The organism is Flavobacterium sp. CBA20B-1 (assembly GCF_028473145.1).
Lineage (GTDB): Bacteria > Bacteroidota > Bacteroidia > Flavobacteriales > Flavobacteriaceae > Flavobacterium.
In genome coordinates, this window is sequence record NZ_CP092370.1 from 1,151,881 (window position 1) to 1,169,184 (window position 17,304).

Consider the following 17,304-nt stretch of genomic DNA (forward strand, 5'->3'; position numbering starts at 1 on the left):
AATGATTTATTCATGTTTCATTCAACTCATAGAGTAATAATAATATTGTAAGTGTTTTCATTTATTTCCTTTTAATTTTTACAATCTAGTTTGTTATCTTTACTAAAATTAAAAACTCCATTCATGAAAATAGCCATTATTAATGGACCTAATTTGAATTTATTAGGAAAAAGAGAGCCCGAAATCTACGGTAATATAAATTTTGAAGATTTTTTTAAATCATTACAAAACGAGTTTCAAACTGCTGATTTAATTTACTTCCAAAGCAATCACGAAGGATCTATAATTGACACCTTGCATGAGATTGGCTTTTCATACGATGGCATTATTCTAAATGCAGGTGCATATTCCCACACATCAATTGCTATAGCCGATGCTGTTCGTGCCATCTCAACGCCTGTTATTGAAGTACATTTAAGCAATATTTATAGCAGGGAACCATTTAGACATCATTCCTATATTTCTGAAACAGCGGTTGGTGTTATATGTGGTTTTGGCTTGCAATCCTATAAATTAGCGCTTCAATCCCTAATCAACCTTTAGTGAAAAAGAATTGTTTTTTTTAACATAATTTTTTAATTTTGCAACGAGATTATGGACGCCAGAAACCATGAAAAACGGAGCGATGCCGAAAAGCTATACGAGTAGGACACTGAAAAAACATACAAATGGACGCACAAAAAGTGGATATGTTCCTAATGACCAACGGAAAATTCTTTGAAAGTCATCAATTAGGATACATTAGAGAAGAACTTTTAAAGTTAGACGATTCTCAATGGTCAATCATTCAAACGCAACAATTTAAAGACCCTACAACCAGCTTGATTATTTCTTTAGTAGGAGGGGGAAGTTTAGGTATTGACCGATTCATTATCGGAGATACCGGAATGGGTATTGGTAAATTATTAACTTGTGGCGGTTTTGGAGTTTGGACTATTATTGATTTCTTTTTAATCATGGGTGCTACCAGAGAAAAAAACATGGAGAAATTGCAACAAGTATTCTTTAATGCCTCGTATTAAAAAAAATACCTTTTATTTTTTATTACTCATAGCCTGCATTGCGGGCTATATTTGGCTTTTTTACACTATTAAAACCGTTTCAAATACCCATGCGGAAGTAACAGTTTGCAGTATTAAAAGAATAACAACTTTTCCTTGCCCTTCGTGTGGATCAACACGAGCTGTAATAGCTTTAATGAATGGTGATATTCAGAAAGCATTGCTGTTGAATCCGTTGGGAATCATCATCGCAATAATTATGCTGGTGCTACCTATTTGGTTGTTGTTTGACTTATCCTTTAATAAAAATACTTTCTTAAAATTTTATAAGGATACAGAACAATTCTTGCAAAAGCCTAAAATTGCTTGGACAGCAGTATTGTTACTTCTTTTAAATTGGATTTGGAACATCATAAAAGATGTATGATTTTAAACAAGCGTTTTTCTTATACCCCCAGCGAACACGAAGCAGAAAAAGCATCGAATAGCTATTTAATGTCGTTAGTGGCTTTGGTGGCCGGCTTGCCCTTGCCCATTGTTAACTTAATTGCTACCGTAGTGTTTTATTTTAGCAATCGAAAAGGAACTTATTTTGTGCGTTGGCATTGCACACAAGCATTACTTTCACAATTAATTGTATTTGTTTTTAACAATATATGTTTTTGGTGGACTATTGCCTTGATTTTGAACAAATCCGGCGTGAATACGATATATTTTGTGTACCTTTCTGTGGTAATCATTTTTAACATTATAGAATTTATAGCTACGATTTACACAGCAATTGAAACACGCAAAGGAATTCATATCGAATGGTGGGGCTACAATAAATTAACCCACCGCCTTTGTAAACCATAAAAAAAACTCCCAAAATTAGCTTTTTTTGGGAGTTTCACTTTATTAGTAGGCTTTTGCAAACAACACTCTGCCTTTTGAAGGCTTGCCTGTAAGTACACAAACACCTTCTTCCGTTTTTTGATCCATCGGGATGCAGCGAATGGTTGCTTTGGTTAACTCTTTAATGCGCTCTTCGGTTTCGGGTGTTCCGTCCCAATGTGCCAATAAAAAGCCGCCTTTTGTTTTTAAAACTTCTTTAAATTCATCAAAAGAATTCACTTCAGTGATATGTGTTTCTCTAAAATTCAATGCCTTTGTAAACAAATGTTCTTGAATTTCATTCAATAAATTTTCGATATAATCTACTGCATTTGTAGCCGAAACAATTTCTTTGGTCAATGTATCTCTTCGGGCTACTTCAAAAGTGCCGTTTTCTAGATCTTTCGGACCAATAGCAATGCGCACCGGCACTCCTTTCAATTCCCATTCCGCAAATTTAAAACCTGGTTTATGGGTGTCGCGGTCATCGTATTTCACAGAAATCCCTTTCTTTTTAAATGCTGCAATCAATTCATCGGCTTTGTTGCCAATTTCTTGTAATTGCTCTTCGGTTCTGTGAATAGGAACAATCACCACTTGTATAGGTGCTAATTTGGGAGGCAACACCAAACCATTATCGTCAGAATGTGTCATAATCAACGCACCCATTAAACGCGTGGAAACCCCCCACGAAGTAGCCCAAACATAATCTTGTTTGCCTTCTTTATTGGTAAATTTCACATCGAACGCTTTGGCAAAATTCTGACCTAAAAAATGCGAAGTACCTGCCTGCAACGCTTTTCCGTCTTGCATTAAAGCTTCAATGGTATAGGTTTCATCGGCACCTGCAAAACGCTCGGTTTCGGTTTTGTAACCTTTAATAACCGGTATTCCCATGACATTTTCAACCACATCCACATACACATCCTGCATTTGTTTTGCTTCAACCAAAGCTTCTTCTTTAGTGGCGTGAGCCGTGTGACCTTCTTGCCATAAAAATTCAGCAGTTCTTAAAAACAAACGGGTACGCATTTCCCATCGCACCACATTTGCCCATTGGTTGATAAGTATCGGAAGGTCGCGATAAGATTGTATCCAACCTTTATAAGTGCTCCAAATAATTGCTTCGGATGTTGGGCGAACTATTAATTCTTCCTCTAATTTTGCATCGGGATCCACCATTAATTTCCCAGGGTTGTTTGGATCATTTTTTAAACGATAATGCGTAACAATCGCGCATTCTTTTGCAAAACCCTCGGCATTTTTCTCTTCAGCTTCGAATAAACTCTTCGGAACAAACAAAGGAAAATATGCATTGCTGTGACCTGTTTCTTTAAAACGAGTATCTAATTCGCCTTGAAGTTTTTCCCAAATAGCGTATCCGTAAGGTTTAATAACCATACATCCGCGAACACCCGAATTTTCGGCCAAATCGGCTTTCACAACCAATTCATTATACCATTTTGAATAATCTTCTGCCCTAGTAGTTATATTCTTGCTCATTTTTTGTATTTTGGTATATATTTTGATAAATTAAAATTAACAAATAATTAAGTGCAAATCTACTTAAATTTGTAATGTTCAACAATAAAAACTTTAAATATGCTACATATACCTATTAAAAGATTCAATGTGTTGGGCTTTTGCCTATTTGCAGCAGCAGGAGCAACCCTTACAAGCTGTTCTAGTTTAAGCCAACAGCCTTATGATGTGGATGGAATTTACAACAACAGCAAAATTGTTGTGGAAGATACACATGAAAAAGGTAAATACTACGCAGAGTATTTCAAAGAAAAAACGGAAGATAACGAAGCATTTTTTACCGATGTTGACAATTATTCCTCAAATTACAATCAACCAAACGGCGGCTGGGGCGATGCTACCACTGATACCCAAATTGTTTATAATTTTGACAATTGGGGTTGGGGTAATCCTTATTGGGGCTGGAACAATTGGGGTTGGGGCAGTCCATTTTGGGGTTGGAACAACTGGGGCTTTGGCTGGGGCATGGGAATGGGCTTTGGTTGGGGCGGTGCTTGGGGCTGGAACAATTGGGGCTGGGGTAATCCTTACTGGGGTTGGGGCTATCCTGGAGTTGGCTTTAGAAATATTTCGAGAAGCAATTCCTACAGAGCTTTAACTTCGCGCCAATGGGCTTATAACAACCGCATGGCGACCACAAACGCTCGTGGTTTGCGAAGTAGTAGTTTATCAAACAGAAATAGTTTTGGTAGATCTACCACCTTTGCCCGTGAAAACTCTAGAGCTACCCGAATGGCGGTATCGCAAGAAAGATTCCAAAGCAACCGAAACAGCTTCGATAGATCTCGCAACACCAACAACAATTTTAACACCCGTACTAATAGATCCAACCGCATAGAAACCAATCGCATGCAAAGAAGTACGCGTCCGGTTTATACACCTTCTAGCAACTCTCGAATGAATTCAGGCGGAAGTTTTGGTGGTTCACGAGGCGGTGGCAGCATGGGCGGCGGAATGCGTTCTGGTGGCGGAAGAAGATAAAAACCTTTAATTTTAAGAAATATAAAGACAAATAGCTCTATGAAAAAAATATATTTACCATTGCTTGCCATTTGTGGAATCATGCAAACGCAAGCACAAGAGTTTAATCCGAATGATGCGGTGCGAATTGGAACGCAACAAGTAAATGGTTCGGCACGATACAATGCCATGGGTGGTGCTTTTGGTGCATTGGGTGGCGATATTTCTACCATGCAAATAAACCCCGCGGGAACGGCTTTGTTCAACTACAATAATTTTAGTTTTACAGGCAATTTGCAATTACAAAGAAACGAATCTATCTTCAACGGCAATTCATCAAAGGCAAAAGAAAACGACTTGAATTTATCAAATTTTGGTGCTGTTTTTGTAATCGATTCTAAAAATCAAGAAAAAGCATTAAAAAAAGTAACTATTGGTTTGGGATATCATTCCAACGCACGATTTAACGACCGTACGTTTTCGAGCGGAATAACCAATCAATCGGTTACCAATTACTTTTTAGACCACGCCAACAACGGATTTAACGGCGGAAGCGTGCCTTTAGATTTGGTGCAAACAATGGAAAATGAATCGATTACCGATTTGTATGATTACCTAAACACCATTCCTAATGGTTTTTCTGCTCAGCAAGCTATGCTGGCTTACCAAGGATATTTGATCAACGACACAGGTACGGGATATACCTTGAATGGTGCCGGAAGCAGTTTTTATCAAGAAAACGAAACTTTTACCACTGGTTTCAACAATCAGTTAACAGCTAATGTGGCTTTTGATATCGACAAAAAATTATATGTGGGAGCCAATTTAAACCTTCATTTCGTTGATTATCTTACTTCTTCTGCCATTTATGAAGAAAACCGTGCAGCAATAACCGATGGTTATAAAGAATTGTTGTTTAGAAATGACGTATATACTTACGGTTCGGGATTCTCTTTTAATATAGGAGGAATTTACAAAGCAACCGAAGCCTTTAGAATTGGAGCTTCGTATCAATCACCTACTTGGATGCGCTTGCAAGACGAATTTTCTCAGAGTTTGCAAACAAGTATTGCTACAGGAGGTAGTTTTCAATTATACAATATAGACCCTGCTATTACAACACTTTACAACAAATATTCAGTGAAAAACCCAGGAGCGTTTACAGGAAGTTTAGCGTATGTGTTTGGAACAAAAGGTTTATTGAGCATGGATTACATCCGTAAAGATTACAGTACCATAGAATACAGCGCAGATGATGCCAACTATGATCTTACCAACGATTTTTACAGAAACAATTTGCAAGCTACCAATGAATTTAGAATTGGTGGCGAGTATCGATTAGACCGTGTAAGTCTTCGTGCAGGATACCGATTTGCAAGCAGCCCGTATAAAAACAAAACCATTATGGACGATTTAACAAGCTATAGTGGCGGTATTGGTTACAGTTTTGGAGCATCGCGTATTGATTTGGGTTATCAGTTCTGGCAGCAAGATGCGCAGCAACGAATGATTAGCTCGGGCACCAACGGTTTGGCAAATATTCAATCTAAAAACCATAACATCAGTTTGAGTTACACCGCAAGTTTTTAAGTAAAATAACATAAATAGACTAGCCCTTACCTTCAAAGTAAGGGCTTTTTTTGTGGTGTTATAAAATCTCTGAAACATAATTAAACACGCTAAAATATTTATATACAGACAATTATTGGTTTACGAAAGACACATTCATATAATTTTAAGCGTTATGTTTACCAATAATTAAGATTTCACTCATCTTGCCTACATCAAATACAATAATGTGGTATCGCTTTTAAAATTTATTGAGAAGATTGTTGAAAATGCATCAATTTGTAGTAATTCTAGAATAGATATAGAGGTAGAATAAAATATTTTAACGCATTTTTACCAATTAAAATCGTAATTTTGCACCCTGAATTTTAATTTTATGAGAACTAAATCTTTAAAGAAAAATAAAATCAACGTAGTGACCCTTGGCTGTTCTAAAAACGTTTACGATAGTGAAGTTTTAATGGGGCAATTGAAAGCAAGCGGAAAAGACGTTACCCACGAAGCTGCTAATAATGAGGCAAATATTGTGGTAATCAACACTTGTGGTTTTATTAATAATGCAAAAGAAGAATCTGTAAATACGATTTTAGATTATGTGGACAGAAAAGAACAAGGTTTGGTTGATAAAATTTTTGTAACCGGATGTTTATCTGAACGTTACAAACCCGATTTAGAAGCAGAAATTCCTGATGTGGATCAATATTTTGGGACGACCGATTTGCCCTTGCTGCTAAAAGCCTTAGGAGCTGATTACAAACACGAATTATTGGGCGAACGACTGACCACCACACCAAAAAATTACGCCTATTTAAAAATTTCAGAAGGATGCGATCGTCCGTGTTCATTTTGTGCAATTCCTTTAATGCGCGGTAAACATGCATCGCAACCCATTGAAAAATTGGTAAAAGAAGCCGAAAATTTGGCAAAAGACGGCGTTAAAGAGTTGATTTTAATCGCACAAGATTTAACGTATTACGGATTGGATCTTTACAAAAAACGCAATTTAGCAGAATTGCTTGAAAACTTGGTAAAAGTAGAAGGTATTGAATGGATTCGTTTGCATTATGCTTTCCCAACTGGTTTTCCAATGGATGTGTTGGATTTAATGAAACGCGAGCCAAAAATTTGTAATTATATCGATATTCCGTTGCAACACATTGCCGACAATGTTTTAAAATCAATGCGCCGTGGCACCACTTATGCAAAAACCACACAGCTTTTAAAAGATTTTAGAGCAGCCGTTCCCGGCATCACCATTCGCACCACTTTGATTGTGGGCTATCCAGGTGAAACCGAAGAAGACTTTGAAATCCTTAAAAATTGGGTACAAGAAATGCGCTTTGAACGTTTAGGATGTTTTACCTATTCACACGAAGAAAACACGCACGCTTATTTGTTAGAAGACGATGTGCCTGCGGATGTAAAACAAAACCGTGCCAATGAAATCATGGATATTCAGGCTCAAATTTCATGGGAATTGAATCAAGAAAAAATTGGAAAAACATTTCGCTGCATCATCGATCGAAAAGAAGGAAATAATTTTGTTGGAAGAACCGAATTCGATTCGCCCGATGTGGATAATGAAGTTTTGATTGACGCTACAAAGCATTATTTGAAAGTAGGCGAATTTGCGAATATAGAAATTTATGATGCCACCGAATTTGATTTATACGGCACACCGGTAACTAATTAAAAATCAAACCGAAAGACTAAAAAACTTTCGGTTTTTTATTGATTATAAAATATGTCTAGTATTCTTTTACTATTTCTTTGCTTGTTTATTGGTATCGCCCTACAAAGAGTAAAAAATTTCCCTACAAACACCGCCACGGTGCTAAACCAGTATATTTTGTATGTGGCATTGCCCGCCATGGCCTTGCATTATTTACCCAAAATACAATTAAGCTGGGATTTGCTTTTGCCAGCATCGGTCGCTTGGATTGCCTTTGGGTTATCATTTGTATTGTTCCATTTTTTAGGATCGATTTATAAATGGTCAAAAAAGCTAACGGGCTGCTTAATCATAACATCTGGTTTGGGAAACACCTCATTTGTAGGCATTCCGATCATTCAGGCGTTGTATGGCGAAGAAGGTTTAAACACCTTAATCATTGTAGATCTTCCAGGTACATTTGTAGTACTTTCAACCGTGGGTGTGTTGGTAGCAACGCTGTATTCCAATCAAAAAAAAGCCGAGGCATCTATCCTAAAAAAAATGTTCACTTTTCCGCCTTTGTTGGCCTTTTTAGTTGGATTGATAATGGTTTTACTGCAAATTGATTTTCCTGAAGCCTTAAGCACTACTTTTAAACAATTGGCAGCCACAATATCTCCCATAGCATTGATTTCGGTAGGCTATCAATTAAAATTTAAAACCTATGGCAAACATTTTAAGTTTCTATTGCTAGGACTTTTTTTCCAACTTGTTGTACTGCCATTTGTAATACTCACCCTATTTTATTTTGTATTAGGAAAAACCGATTTAGCCACCAAAGTATGCATCATTGAAGCAGCCATGGCACCAATGATCACCGGCGCTATTTTGGCATCAACTTATGGACTAAAACCCGAATTAAGCAATATGATGGTGGGCTATGGCATACCGCTATCGTTTGTTACTATTGCCGGTTGGTATTTTATTGTTGCCCACTTGTTGGGGTGATTGGCAAATGATTTTATAAATCGTCTAACGGACTTTTGATTTTGCTTTTTGAAAAATGCGAAACGTGAGTATAAATTTGTGTAGTTTTGATGTTGTAATGTCCCAAAAGCTCTTGAATATAACGCAAATCGGCACCACTTTCTAGCAAATGAGTGGCATAGCTGTGTCGCAAACCATGCACGCCTATTCGCTTGTGAATACCTGCATTTTTCATGGCTGTTTTAAAAATATTTTGCACGCTACGGTCAGAATACCGTCCGCCGTATTGGCCGTTAAATAAATAATGTTTGGGCTGAAATTCTTTGTAATATGCGCGCATCTCTTGCAATACGCTGTTTGGGAGGTTTACCACACGGTCTTTTTTACCTTTTGCTCCTTCGATGCGCACCAGCATATCGTCGCTATTAATGTCTTCAATTTTTAGGTTAACCACTTCGCTTAGCCTCAATCCCATGCCGTAAACCATTTTGAGAATCAGCAAATGTTTTGGGTTTTTGACGCTATTAAAAATACGTTTGATCTCGGGTTTAGACAGATGTTTGGGAAGCGTTTGAGGTTTTTTGGGCCGCGGAATATCAAAAAACATTTTTGGTCGATGCAAAACTTGTTCAAAATAAAATTTAATTGCGTTGATTTTGCCATTCATTTTACGCTCTTTTGTCTGTTCTTTTTTGAGACAATATAAAAAATATGATTTGAGCTGATCTGGCGACAAGTCATCCACGTTATGTTGTTTTATCGTTGATAATAAATGCGCAAACTCGTTCAAATATGCCTTGATGGTGTTGCTGCTGTATGCTTTTAGCTCTAACTGTTCTAAAAACAAGGTAAGTGCTTGGTGGTTGTTTGGGTGTGTTTTTTGGAAATAGTTTGCATAATTATTTTTTTTATGCAAGCCCAATTGCTCTCTGATACTAGGAAAATCGGGTAGATACCAAGCTTTTTTTGTAGCACTCCATTTGGCAGACGGAAACTTATTTTTCAGTTTTGACTTGAGAGAATCAGAATACGGAAAACTTATAAGGATGACGTTTTTTGCTCTGTGTACTGCAAAATCGTATTTGTATTGATGTAGTTCCATTGCGTAATTGTGATATATTCTAATAACAAATATAAGTTTTTTTTGGGATATAGATTTATTGCGCAACTGAAAACTTTTTGTAAGTATCTGAAAAACTATGCTTTATATTGTATTTATTATATATTTTTTGTTTTACATGGATTTTTAATTTAATTTCGTATATATTTGTGATGTAGCGAAATCCGCTTACGCTCCTTTCGCTACATCGGGGCGACGCCTGCACCGCACGATGCGCTTGTCGCTTCGCGAACTTCGCACATCATGCGGTTTTGCTAAATCCTTTCCCCGAGCAAGCTCGGAAAAAGAACTTCGCAAAGCCGCCGCCCCGTTGTGCGTCAGCATTTCCGAACAATCGCACAAAAATCAGCTTCGACAAAATATTGACTTAAGAGTGAATTTTTACTGAAAACACTTGTTTCCTAAATAAGAAACTTTTATCTTTGCTTAAAAATGATATTGACTGGATGAATACAAATTTCGGGTTGAATTTTTAGAAGAAGCGAAAGAATTTTTGGATAGTTTGGACGAAAAAACAAGAAACAAAGTTGTTTACAATGTTTGGAAAGCTCGAAGTGTAAACGACAAAGACCTTTTTAAGAAATTGCAAGACGAAATTTGGGAATTCAGAACAAAATACAACAAAGCCTATTATCGACTTTTTGCATTTTGGGACAAAACCAACAAAAATGATACAGTTGTAATATCAACTCACAGACTGATTAAGAAAACGGACAAAATTCCGAAAAGTGAGATTGAACGAGCAGAGAAATTAAGAGAAAAGTATTTTAACGAAAAAAATAAAAAATAATGAAGACATATAGTTTAGAAGATTTGACCGACCAATTCATCGGAAAAAAAGGAACAAAAAAGCGTGACGAGTTTGAAAACGAACTTCGTCTTGACTTGTTGGGACAAGCGATAAAACAGGCTCGACAAGAACGCAACTTGACACAAGAAGAATTGGGCGAATTGGTGGGCGTGAAAAAAGCTCAAATCTCAAAAATCGAAAATAGTACAACTGATGCAAGATTTACAACAATTTTGAAAGTTTTTGAAGCTTTGGGAGCAAAAGTGAACTTCAATGTCGAACTAAATAACAAAAAATTAGCTTACTAAAAACTATGCCGAACGCACAACAAGGTATTGCCAAAAGCGGGGCTGAAAGTATTCCTTTGAAGTTTTTTACTATATTTGAATTATGGTATTTCCCTTGAAGTTGGGACACAAAATCCCCCGCCTTCGGCAATACCCAACCGATGTAGCGAAATCCGCTTACGCTCCTTTCGCTACATCGGGGCGACGCCTGCACCGCACGATGCGCTTGTCGCTTCGCGAACTTCGCACATCATGCGGTTTTGCTAAATCCTTTCCCCGAGCAAGCTCGGAAAAAGAACTTCGCAAAGCCGCCGCCCCGTTACCTGCTATTATAGAACGACAACGAACTAACTGAGATTAAGTATGGAATTTATAACAAGGACAATACTGACACTTTTTATAACAATCGGACTGAACTCGTGTAACTCTCAAAACATAGTGACAGTTTTTGAAACCAATGAAAAGGATAAGGCGACAGAACTCAATGAAACTAAGATTTACAAATTAAAAAAGCAGACAACAAATTCTGACTTCAACTATTCGAAACTTAACGGCATTGACGGTCATAAAATGGACACCTTGAATATCCGAAACATAATTACCGTTTTTGAACCAGTACGTGGAGAATTCAATTATTATCAATTTTTAGCGACATTTAAGGGAGAAGGTTACAATTCTGGAGAAGCTCCAATTATTAAGGACTTTCACGACATTTTAATCATCAAAACTGACAGCGACAACAACATTTTAGATAGTTACCATTACACATTAGAGTGGGCAGAAATACCATTACAATATGACGTATTTAAGGGTTCTTCGAAGAATTTAAAACTTACAGACAGTTTACAAATTTCAAAACTCAAACTAATACGGACATATAGTTGGAGTGAAGACAATAAAGAACTAATGGACAACGGGATAATCAGACTGAAATGAGAAAAACAGCAGGTAACAACACCTACCCAAAAGTGGCTGTTCATTGGTTAAATCAAGCTTTGTACTTCTATCAAAATTTCTGCTTGGTTGACAGTGAAGTGCTTCGAAATCGCCACCTTCGGGTAGCTGCAAACCGATGTAGCGAAATCCGCTTACGCTCCTTTCGCTACATCGGGGCGACGCCTGCACCGCACGATGCGCTTGTCGCTTCGCGAACTTCGCACATCATGCGGTTTTGCTAAATCCTTTCCCCGAGCAAGCTCGGAAAAAGAACTTCGCAAAGCCGCCGCCCCGTTGCCCACAATTTGAAAAAAATGCAGAAATTAATTATAATTTTAGCTTTAATTACAATTTCTTGCAAAGGAGAAACCGAGAAAACTAACTCGACTGAAAAATATACGGCCGAAATTATTACAACATCGGAATTTGAATTAATCAAAGCTGAAAATCAAAAAGGACTGTTGATTTTATTTCCCTGCTTCCTTTGCGACGCTAAAAACACATTAAACGAATTTAAGATTTCAGAAATTAGCGTTAATAATGGCTTTTCAGTTTTGGCAATGAACTTAAACGAACTCTTATACCTTAAACCAAAAGAAAAACAAGAATTGGCTGAATAACTAACGAAAATTGTTAATGAACATAACTTACCAAAAATGAACATATTTGTTGGTGGATTTTCGAGCGGAGGAAATGTGAGTTTAACAATCTCTGATTATCTTGTGAATAACAAAAGCCAAATTCAACCAAAAGGCGTTTTTATTGTGGATTCGCCAATTGACCTTTTGGGACTTTACAGAACAGCAGAAAAAAATTTAAAGCTCAATTTTTCAAAACCATCGGTTGCGGAATCAAAGTGGATTAAAGAAATGTTAGATAATGAGTTTGGAAATCCAGAAAACGGAATCAACAATTACGAACTGAACTCGCCTTTCACTTTAGAAACCCAATATATTGAGAACTTGAGAGGATTGAAAAATCTAAAAATCAGATTTTATACAGAACCTGATTTAAAATGGTGGGATGAACACGCAAAAAACGATTATAAAGATTTAAATGCTTTTTACATTCAAAAATTATCAGATCAATTAAAAGTCGAGTTTGGAAAAGATAATATTGAACTTATAAAAACAGAAAATCAAGGCTATCGAGCAAATGGAGAAAGACATCCACATTCTTGGTCGATAGTAAATGAAAAAGATTTAGTAAATTGGATGACTGAATAAAAAACTGTGGGCAACAATGTATAACCGCAATAGCGGGTTAGGTGCTAAAATCAAAGTTTCTATTTCCTTTGTCGCTACTTGCAAATTAATTTCCTTTTTGTAAATTTAGCAAATAAATATGCAAGTAGCTTATGTTTGTGTAAAGTTGAAAGTTTTGACTTCTCTACTCCGCTACTGCGTTTATACGTAACCGTTGGCTACAATTTCGCATCAAAACGACAATTGAAAATTAATTGAATTATTTACCGAAACGGACGGAAAATTATAATGCGGAATTCAGAAACTGAAAAAAAACTCAGCGGAACTAAACTAAAAATATAATTGTGGAAATTTGTCGCAAACGAAAATTGCGGAAAAAACGTGAAATTACTAAACGGAATTTGACTGTCCAGAGCTGAAGAATTAATAAAATCGCTCGAAAAAATTAAGTCGAAAAAAACTAAATCTAAAACAAATAGAATTTAAAAAACAGCGGAAAAAATTCAACGAAAAATGAATTTAGCAATGAAATCTAAATTTTATGTGATTTTATCACGAAAATCGCACAAAAACTAACCGAAAAGCACGCAAAACACAAAACTGCAGCCAACAAAGGCTATACATAATGCGGGGTTAAGTGTGTAATTTTAAATTTTCGTCTTGTTTTTCGCTTCGCCTTTTGTATATTTATTGAAAATTTAAAATATTCAACGGCTACGCTCTACTTCGTGCCGATTTGAAACTTTCAGCTTTCAAATCCCGCACTACGTATAGCCCAGACCGTTGTGTGCAATTTTACCGAAATCCCGCACCAAAAATAAAACACAGAAAAATGGGAATATTTGACAAACTCTTTAGTGCTAAAAAAAGTGAAGCACCTACCTGGAAAATTGAATTAAATGATAATGGAATTTTCATTAATGAAATTGAAATTTCATTTCCCACATCAATATCAAAACTTTCTGAAATTTTCGGAGAGCCAACTCGTCAATATCACGAAGATAATGATTGGAGAATAATTTGGGACAATCTAGGCGTTTGTACTAACGGAGGTTTAAGCAATATTCTCGACCTACGCTTCTTAATCAAACCAGAAAATAATTTAAAACATCTACCCAAAGATTTGTTTAAAGGAGTAATTTTAGTAAATGGAAAAGCCTCTGAAAGTATAGAGGAGCAATGGACAAAAGTAAACAAATATCAGTTTGGAAAATTAAGATATAAAGGTGATGAGAATAATGACATATATTGTTATTCACTTATGAAAAACTATTCCTACAAAGAAATTAAGGACAAAAACAAATATAAACTTCATAAAATATCGGGAGAAAAAATTGAGTTTAATGACTTTAATTTCAAATTGGCTATTATCGAAGAACTCATGTACAATAAAGAGCTTTTAAAGCCAAAATTTGATGTTTATGAATTTGCAGAGTTTTACGATAAAAGAGAGATTGACATTGATGAAGATGGTTATGACCCAATTCCCGAAGTTGTAGAATATTTTAAAGCATTAGAAATTGACAAAAAATTTGCAGAGGAAATCACAGAAATATATCAAGACGGAGGAAACGAAATCTATATGAACATTACGCCATTTTGGGATGGCGAAGACGATGAATTTAACATTACTAATTATGATGACGTCAAACACTTTCCTAACTTAAAGAAAATGACTTTATTTGGAACCAACCCAAAAATTTTTGAAGAACTTAAATCAAAAGGAATTGATGCAAAACCACTATAACAAAACTGCACACAACAAAGGCTATACATAATGCGGGTTTAAGTGCAAAATTTGAAATTTTCGTCTTGTATTTCGCTTCGCCTTTTGTATATTTATTGAAAATTTAAAATATTCAACGGCTACGCTCTACTCCGTGCCGATTTGAAACTTTCAGCATTCAAATCCCGCACTACGTATAGCCGAGACCGATGTAGCGAAATCCGCTTACGCTCCTTTCGCTACATCGGGGCGACGCCTGCACCGCACGATGCGCTTGTCGCTTCGCGAACTTCGCACATCATGCGGTTTTGCTAAATCCTTTCCCCGAGCAAGCTCGGAAAAAGAACTTCGCAAAGCCGCCGCCCCGTTAGCTACAATTTCGCATCAAAACGACAACTGAAAATTAATTGAATTATTTACCGAAAACGGACGGAAAATTATAATTCGGAATTCAGAAACTGAAAAAAAACTCAGCGGAAATGAACGTAAAATAGATTACGGAAATTTGTAGCAAACGAAAATTTCGGAAAAAACGTGAAATTACTAAACGGAATTTGACTGTTCAGAGCTGAAGAATTAATAAAATCGTTCGAAAAAATTAAGTCGAAAAAAACTAAAGAGGCTGTCCAAAAAGGATAGCCTCTTTGTTATACTACTAACTTTTCAACATCATCACTAAAGTTAATTTCTTGCTTTTTTTGAAATAAAGACCGCTGATAGCATCTAAATTCGACAAAAATGACAAGTTTAGAACCAAAAATACGGCGTTTGAATACCGTTTTTCTTCCCGCAACTGCTACAGCCACCATTTTTCTAAAATTATGTCCAAGAGCCATCAGTAGAAATTCTAATTCTACTTTCTCTAAGCCTTTGAATGTAAATCTATTAAAATCATTATTGTGCTTGAGTTGCCCAAAAACAGCCTCTACTTCTATAGGGCGTTTACTGCGATGTTCCAGCCCTTTCTCGCTCGTTAATAAATTTCGAGCCTTTTCTTTAAGCTCATTCAACCGGTGATTGACTTCTATTCTGCGATTACCTTTTGCATTGAAGCATTGCTCTCGAAGCGGACAATTATTACAGTTTTTTGCCTGATAATAAGACACTTGCGATTCGTGTCCGTTGCTCGAAATTCGTTTTCCTTTGCCAACATTTTCCATTCGTTGACCCATCGGACAAACGTAAAAATCTTGTTCTTTGTTGTAGAATAAATTCTGAACCAAAAACGGATTATTTTTCATCGTCCGTTTCGCTTCTTTGTGAAAATAATTGTACTTCACGTAGGCTTTAATGCTTTTATTTTCAAGCATTTCGTAATTTTCTTCGCTTCCATAACCTGCATCGGCAACCACATCTTTGCTTTGTTTTCCATAGAGATTTTCAAAACCATCAAGATGCGATTCCAAAGTCGTGGTATCCCCCGGTTTTTGATGGATGGAAACGTGGGTAATAAACTGATTTTCAGTTGAAATCTGCGTATTATAAGCCGGTTTAAGCTGTCCGTTTTTCATGTGATCTTCCTTCATCCGCATAAAAGTAGCGTCAGGGTCGGTTTTGCTGTAAGAATTCCTATCGCCTAAAGTTTCTAGGTCTTTTTCGTATTTTTCTAATTTTGGAAGATGCTCATCCTGAAGTTTTTGTAGCTCTTTTGCCTGTTTTTTAGTGGGTTCTTTCAGCTTTTTATTCAAGATCGATAGCTTCTCCCGAAGTTCTTCCGAATTGATGCTTTTAGGTAATTCTTCTTTGTTAATTTCTTGATTATCAGACTGAATAGCACTTTCGATATCTGAAAGAATCGTGTTGATTTTAACTTCTAATTTTTCCTTGTATTTTTCAATCGAACCTCTCCAAACAAAAGTATAACGATTCGATTTGGCTTCGATTTTTGTTCCATCAATGTACTGAATATCAAGACTTACATAGCCCATTTCAACCAGCATTTTCACTACTTCGGCAAATAGTTGTTGAATATGATTTTTTAATATTTTCCCTCGAAAGTCGTTAATGGTTCGGAAATCAGGCGTAGAGTTGCCCGAAATGTACATGAAATAGATGTTTTCGGTGAGTGCTTTAGCTATTTTCCGGCAAGAATAAACGTTTGACAAATAGCTGTAAAACAACACTTTAATCATCATTCTTGGATGATATGCAGAGGTACCACCTCCTTTGTACAACTTAATTATATTGCTAATATCCAACGAGTTAACGACCTCTTCGATTAATCGAACAGGGTGATTATTAGGGATTTTATCAAAAATATTAATCGGAAAAAGTTCAGGACTATTGCCTGTTTGATTTTTAAAAACTACCTTAGCCATTGTTGGTTTTTTGTGCAACTCTAAGATAATTATTTTGGAGAAAAAATACAACAAAAAAAAGCTGTCCGACTTTTCGGACAGCTTCAACAGCGGAAAAAATTCAACGAAATATGAATTTAGCAATGAAATCTAAAATTTATGTGATTTTTTCACTAAAAAACGCACAAAAACTAACCGAAAAGCACGCAAAACACAAAACTGTAGCCAACAAAGGCTATACATAATGCGGGGTTAAGTGTGAAATTTGAAATTTTCGTCTTGTTTTTCGCTTCGCCTTTTGTATATTTAGTGAAAATTTAAACTATTCAACGGCTACGCTCCTACTCCGTGCCGATT

The 17,304-nt window shown here is 36.2% G+C and carries 16 protein-coding genes and 1 pseudogene; 14 read left to right on the plus strand and 3 right to left on the minus strand.

The genetic code is table 11. The annotated features are described in order from the left end of the window. The first annotated feature begins 123 nt into the window (after positions 1 to 123). The 4 genes from aroQ to MG290_RS05790 all read left to right on the plus strand — a co-directional run bounded on the left by aroQ (position 124) and on the right by MG290_RS05790 (position 1,856). Positions 124 to 543, plus strand: a complete 420-nt coding sequence (gene aroQ / locus MG290_RS05775; RefSeq protein ID WP_264562900.1) for a type II 3-dehydroquinate dehydratase — start codon at positions 124 to 126, stop codon at positions 541 to 543. A gap of 125 nt (positions 544 to 668) precedes the next feature. Then, positions 669 to 1,022 carry a TM2 domain-containing protein gene (locus MG290_RS05780; RefSeq protein ID WP_257498697.1) on the plus strand — a complete coding sequence of 118 codons (354 nt, stop codon included), beginning with the start codon at positions 669 to 671 and terminating at the stop codon, positions 1,020 to 1,022. After that, on the plus strand, positions 1,009 to 1,428 hold the full coding sequence (locus MG290_RS05785; protein ID WP_264562901.1) for a DUF2752 domain-containing protein: 420 nt from the start codon (positions 1,009 to 1,011) through the stop codon (positions 1,426 to 1,428). Before MG290_RS05780 ends, MG290_RS05785 begins: the two co-directional genes overlap by 14 nt. After that, the gene (locus MG290_RS05790; protein WP_264562902.1) at positions 1,425 to 1,856 is read left to right on the plus strand and encodes a DUF4870 domain-containing protein; all 432 of its coding nucleotides are present in this window, start codon (positions 1,425 to 1,427) and stop codon (positions 1,854 to 1,856) included. The genes MG290_RS05785 and MG290_RS05790 overlap by 4 nt, the downstream gene beginning before the upstream one ends. Before the next feature lie 42 nt (positions 1,857 to 1,898). On the opposite strand, the gene proS is transcribed toward MG290_RS05790, so the two are convergent. Beyond that, entirely contained in the window at positions 1,899 to 3,377 is a 1,479-nt protein-coding gene (gene proS / locus MG290_RS05795) for a proline--tRNA ligase (RefSeq protein ID WP_264562903.1), read from the minus strand. Positions 3,378 to 3,476: 99 nt separating this feature from the next. Here proS and MG290_RS05800 point away from each other — a divergent pair, with 99 nt between their 5' ends. The 4 genes from MG290_RS05800 (at position 3,477) to MG290_RS05815 (ending at position 8,607) form a co-directional block, all read left to right on the plus strand. Further along, positions 3,477 to 4,397, plus strand: coding sequence for a hypothetical protein (locus MG290_RS05800; protein WP_264562904.1), 921 nt, complete (start codon positions 3,477 to 3,479; stop codon positions 4,395 to 4,397). 39 nt (positions 4,398 to 4,436) lie between these two features. Next, positions 4,437 to 5,966, plus strand: coding sequence for an OmpP1/FadL family transporter (locus tag MG290_RS05805; protein ID WP_264562905.1), 1,530 nt, complete (start codon positions 4,437 to 4,439; stop codon positions 5,964 to 5,966). A gap of 355 nt (positions 5,967 to 6,321) precedes the next feature. Beyond that, positions 6,322 to 7,638, plus strand: coding sequence for a 30S ribosomal protein S12 methylthiotransferase RimO (gene rimO, locus MG290_RS05810; RefSeq protein WP_264562906.1), 1,317 nt, complete (start codon positions 6,322 to 6,324; stop codon positions 7,636 to 7,638). A 51-nt stretch (positions 7,639 to 7,689) separates the two neighbouring features. After that, positions 7,690 to 8,607, plus strand: a complete 918-nt coding sequence (locus MG290_RS05815) for an AEC family transporter (RefSeq protein WP_264562907.1) — start codon at positions 7,690 to 7,692, stop codon at positions 8,605 to 8,607. A 13-nt stretch (positions 8,608 to 8,620) separates the two neighbouring features. Here the strand turns inward: MG290_RS05815 and xerA are convergent, their stop codons facing one another. Next, positions 8,621 to 9,688 (minus strand): site-specific tyrosine recombinase/integron integrase, encoded by a 1,068-nt coding sequence (gene xerA, locus MG290_RS05820; protein WP_264562908.1) that lies wholly within the window; start codon positions 9,686 to 9,688, stop codon positions 8,621 to 8,623. 460 nt (positions 9,689 to 10,148) lie between these two features. Between xerA and MG290_RS05825 the strand changes: the two genes are divergently transcribed. From MG290_RS05825 to MG290_RS05850, 6 genes are all read left to right on the plus strand, one after another. Further along, positions 10,149 to 10,496 (plus strand): type II toxin-antitoxin system RelE/ParE family toxin, encoded by a 348-nt coding sequence (locus MG290_RS05825; protein WP_264563184.1) that lies wholly within the window; start codon positions 10,149 to 10,151, stop codon positions 10,494 to 10,496. Continuing rightward, positions 10,496 to 10,804: a helix-turn-helix domain-containing protein gene (locus MG290_RS05830; protein ID WP_264562909.1), complete on the plus strand. Its 309-nt coding sequence runs from the start codon at positions 10,496 to 10,498 to the stop codon at positions 10,802 to 10,804. The genes MG290_RS05825 and MG290_RS05830 overlap by 1 nt, the downstream gene beginning before the upstream one ends. 417 nt (positions 10,805 to 11,221) lie before the next feature. Then, positions 11,222 to 11,719, plus strand: a complete 498-nt coding sequence (locus MG290_RS05835) for a hypothetical protein (protein ID WP_264562910.1) — start codon at positions 11,222 to 11,224, stop codon at positions 11,717 to 11,719. A gap of 314 nt (positions 11,720 to 12,033) precedes the next feature. Beyond that, positions 12,034 to 12,339, plus strand: coding sequence for a hypothetical protein (locus tag MG290_RS05840; RefSeq protein WP_264562911.1), 306 nt, complete (start codon positions 12,034 to 12,036; stop codon positions 12,337 to 12,339). Positions 12,340 to 12,375: 36 nt separating this feature from the next. After that, positions 12,376 to 12,945 carry a hypothetical protein gene (locus tag MG290_RS05845; RefSeq protein ID WP_264562912.1) on the plus strand — a complete coding sequence of 190 codons (570 nt, stop codon included), beginning with the start codon at positions 12,376 to 12,378 and terminating at the stop codon, positions 12,943 to 12,945. 811 nt (positions 12,946 to 13,756) lie between these two features. Further along, positions 13,757 to 14,671, plus strand: coding sequence for a DUF6892 domain-containing protein (locus MG290_RS05850; RefSeq protein WP_264562913.1), 915 nt, complete (start codon positions 13,757 to 13,759; stop codon positions 14,669 to 14,671). 785 nt (positions 14,672 to 15,456) lie between these two features. Here the strand turns inward: MG290_RS05850 and MG290_RS05855 are convergent. Beyond that, a pseudogene (locus tag MG290_RS05855) lies at positions 15,457 to 16,968 on the minus strand (IS1182 family transposase); the annotation flags it as partial. Between the last annotated feature and the right edge of the window lie 336 nt (positions 16,969 to 17,304).

Excerpts from the sequence above, each read along its gene's own strand:
- aroQ (WP_264562900.1), top strand. The coding sequence starts at position 124 with ATGAAAATAGCCATTATTAATGGACCTAATTTGAATTTATTAGGAAAA.
- MG290_RS05780 (WP_257498697.1), top strand. The coding sequence starts at position 669 with ATGGACGCACAAAAAGTGGATATGTTCCTAATGACCAACGGAAAATTC.
- MG290_RS05785 (WP_264562901.1), top strand. The coding sequence starts at position 1,009 with ATGCCTCGTATTAAAAAAAATACCTTTTATTTTTTATTACTCATAGCC.
- MG290_RS05790 (WP_264562902.1), top strand. The coding sequence starts at position 1,425 with ATGATTTTAAACAAGCGTTTTTCTTATACCCCCAGCGAACACGAAGCA.
- proS (WP_264562903.1), bottom strand. The coding sequence starts at position 3,377 with ATGAGCAAGAATATAACTACTAGGGCAGAAGATTATTCAAAATGGTAT.
- MG290_RS05800 (WP_264562904.1), top strand. The coding sequence starts at position 3,477 with ATGCTACATATACCTATTAAAAGATTCAATGTGTTGGGCTTTTGCCTA.
- MG290_RS05805 (WP_264562905.1), top strand. The coding sequence starts at position 4,437 with ATGAAAAAAATATATTTACCATTGCTTGCCATTTGTGGAATCATGCAA.
- rimO (WP_264562906.1), top strand. The coding sequence starts at position 6,322 with ATGAGAACTAAATCTTTAAAGAAAAATAAAATCAACGTAGTGACCCTT.
- MG290_RS05815 (WP_264562907.1), top strand. The coding sequence starts at position 7,690 with ATGTCTAGTATTCTTTTACTATTTCTTTGCTTGTTTATTGGTATCGCC.
- xerA (WP_264562908.1), bottom strand. The coding sequence starts at position 9,688 with ATGGAACTACATCAATACAAATACGATTTTGCAGTACACAGAGCAAAA.
- MG290_RS05830 (WP_264562909.1), top strand. The coding sequence starts at position 10,496 with ATGAAGACATATAGTTTAGAAGATTTGACCGACCAATTCATCGGAAAA.
- MG290_RS05840 (WP_264562911.1), top strand. The coding sequence starts at position 12,034 with ATGCAGAAATTAATTATAATTTTAGCTTTAATTACAATTTCTTGCAAA.
- MG290_RS05845 (WP_264562912.1), top strand. The coding sequence starts at position 12,376 with ATGAACATATTTGTTGGTGGATTTTCGAGCGGAGGAAATGTGAGTTTA.
- MG290_RS05850 (WP_264562913.1), top strand. The coding sequence starts at position 13,757 with ATGGGAATATTTGACAAACTCTTTAGTGCTAAAAAAAGTGAAGCACCT.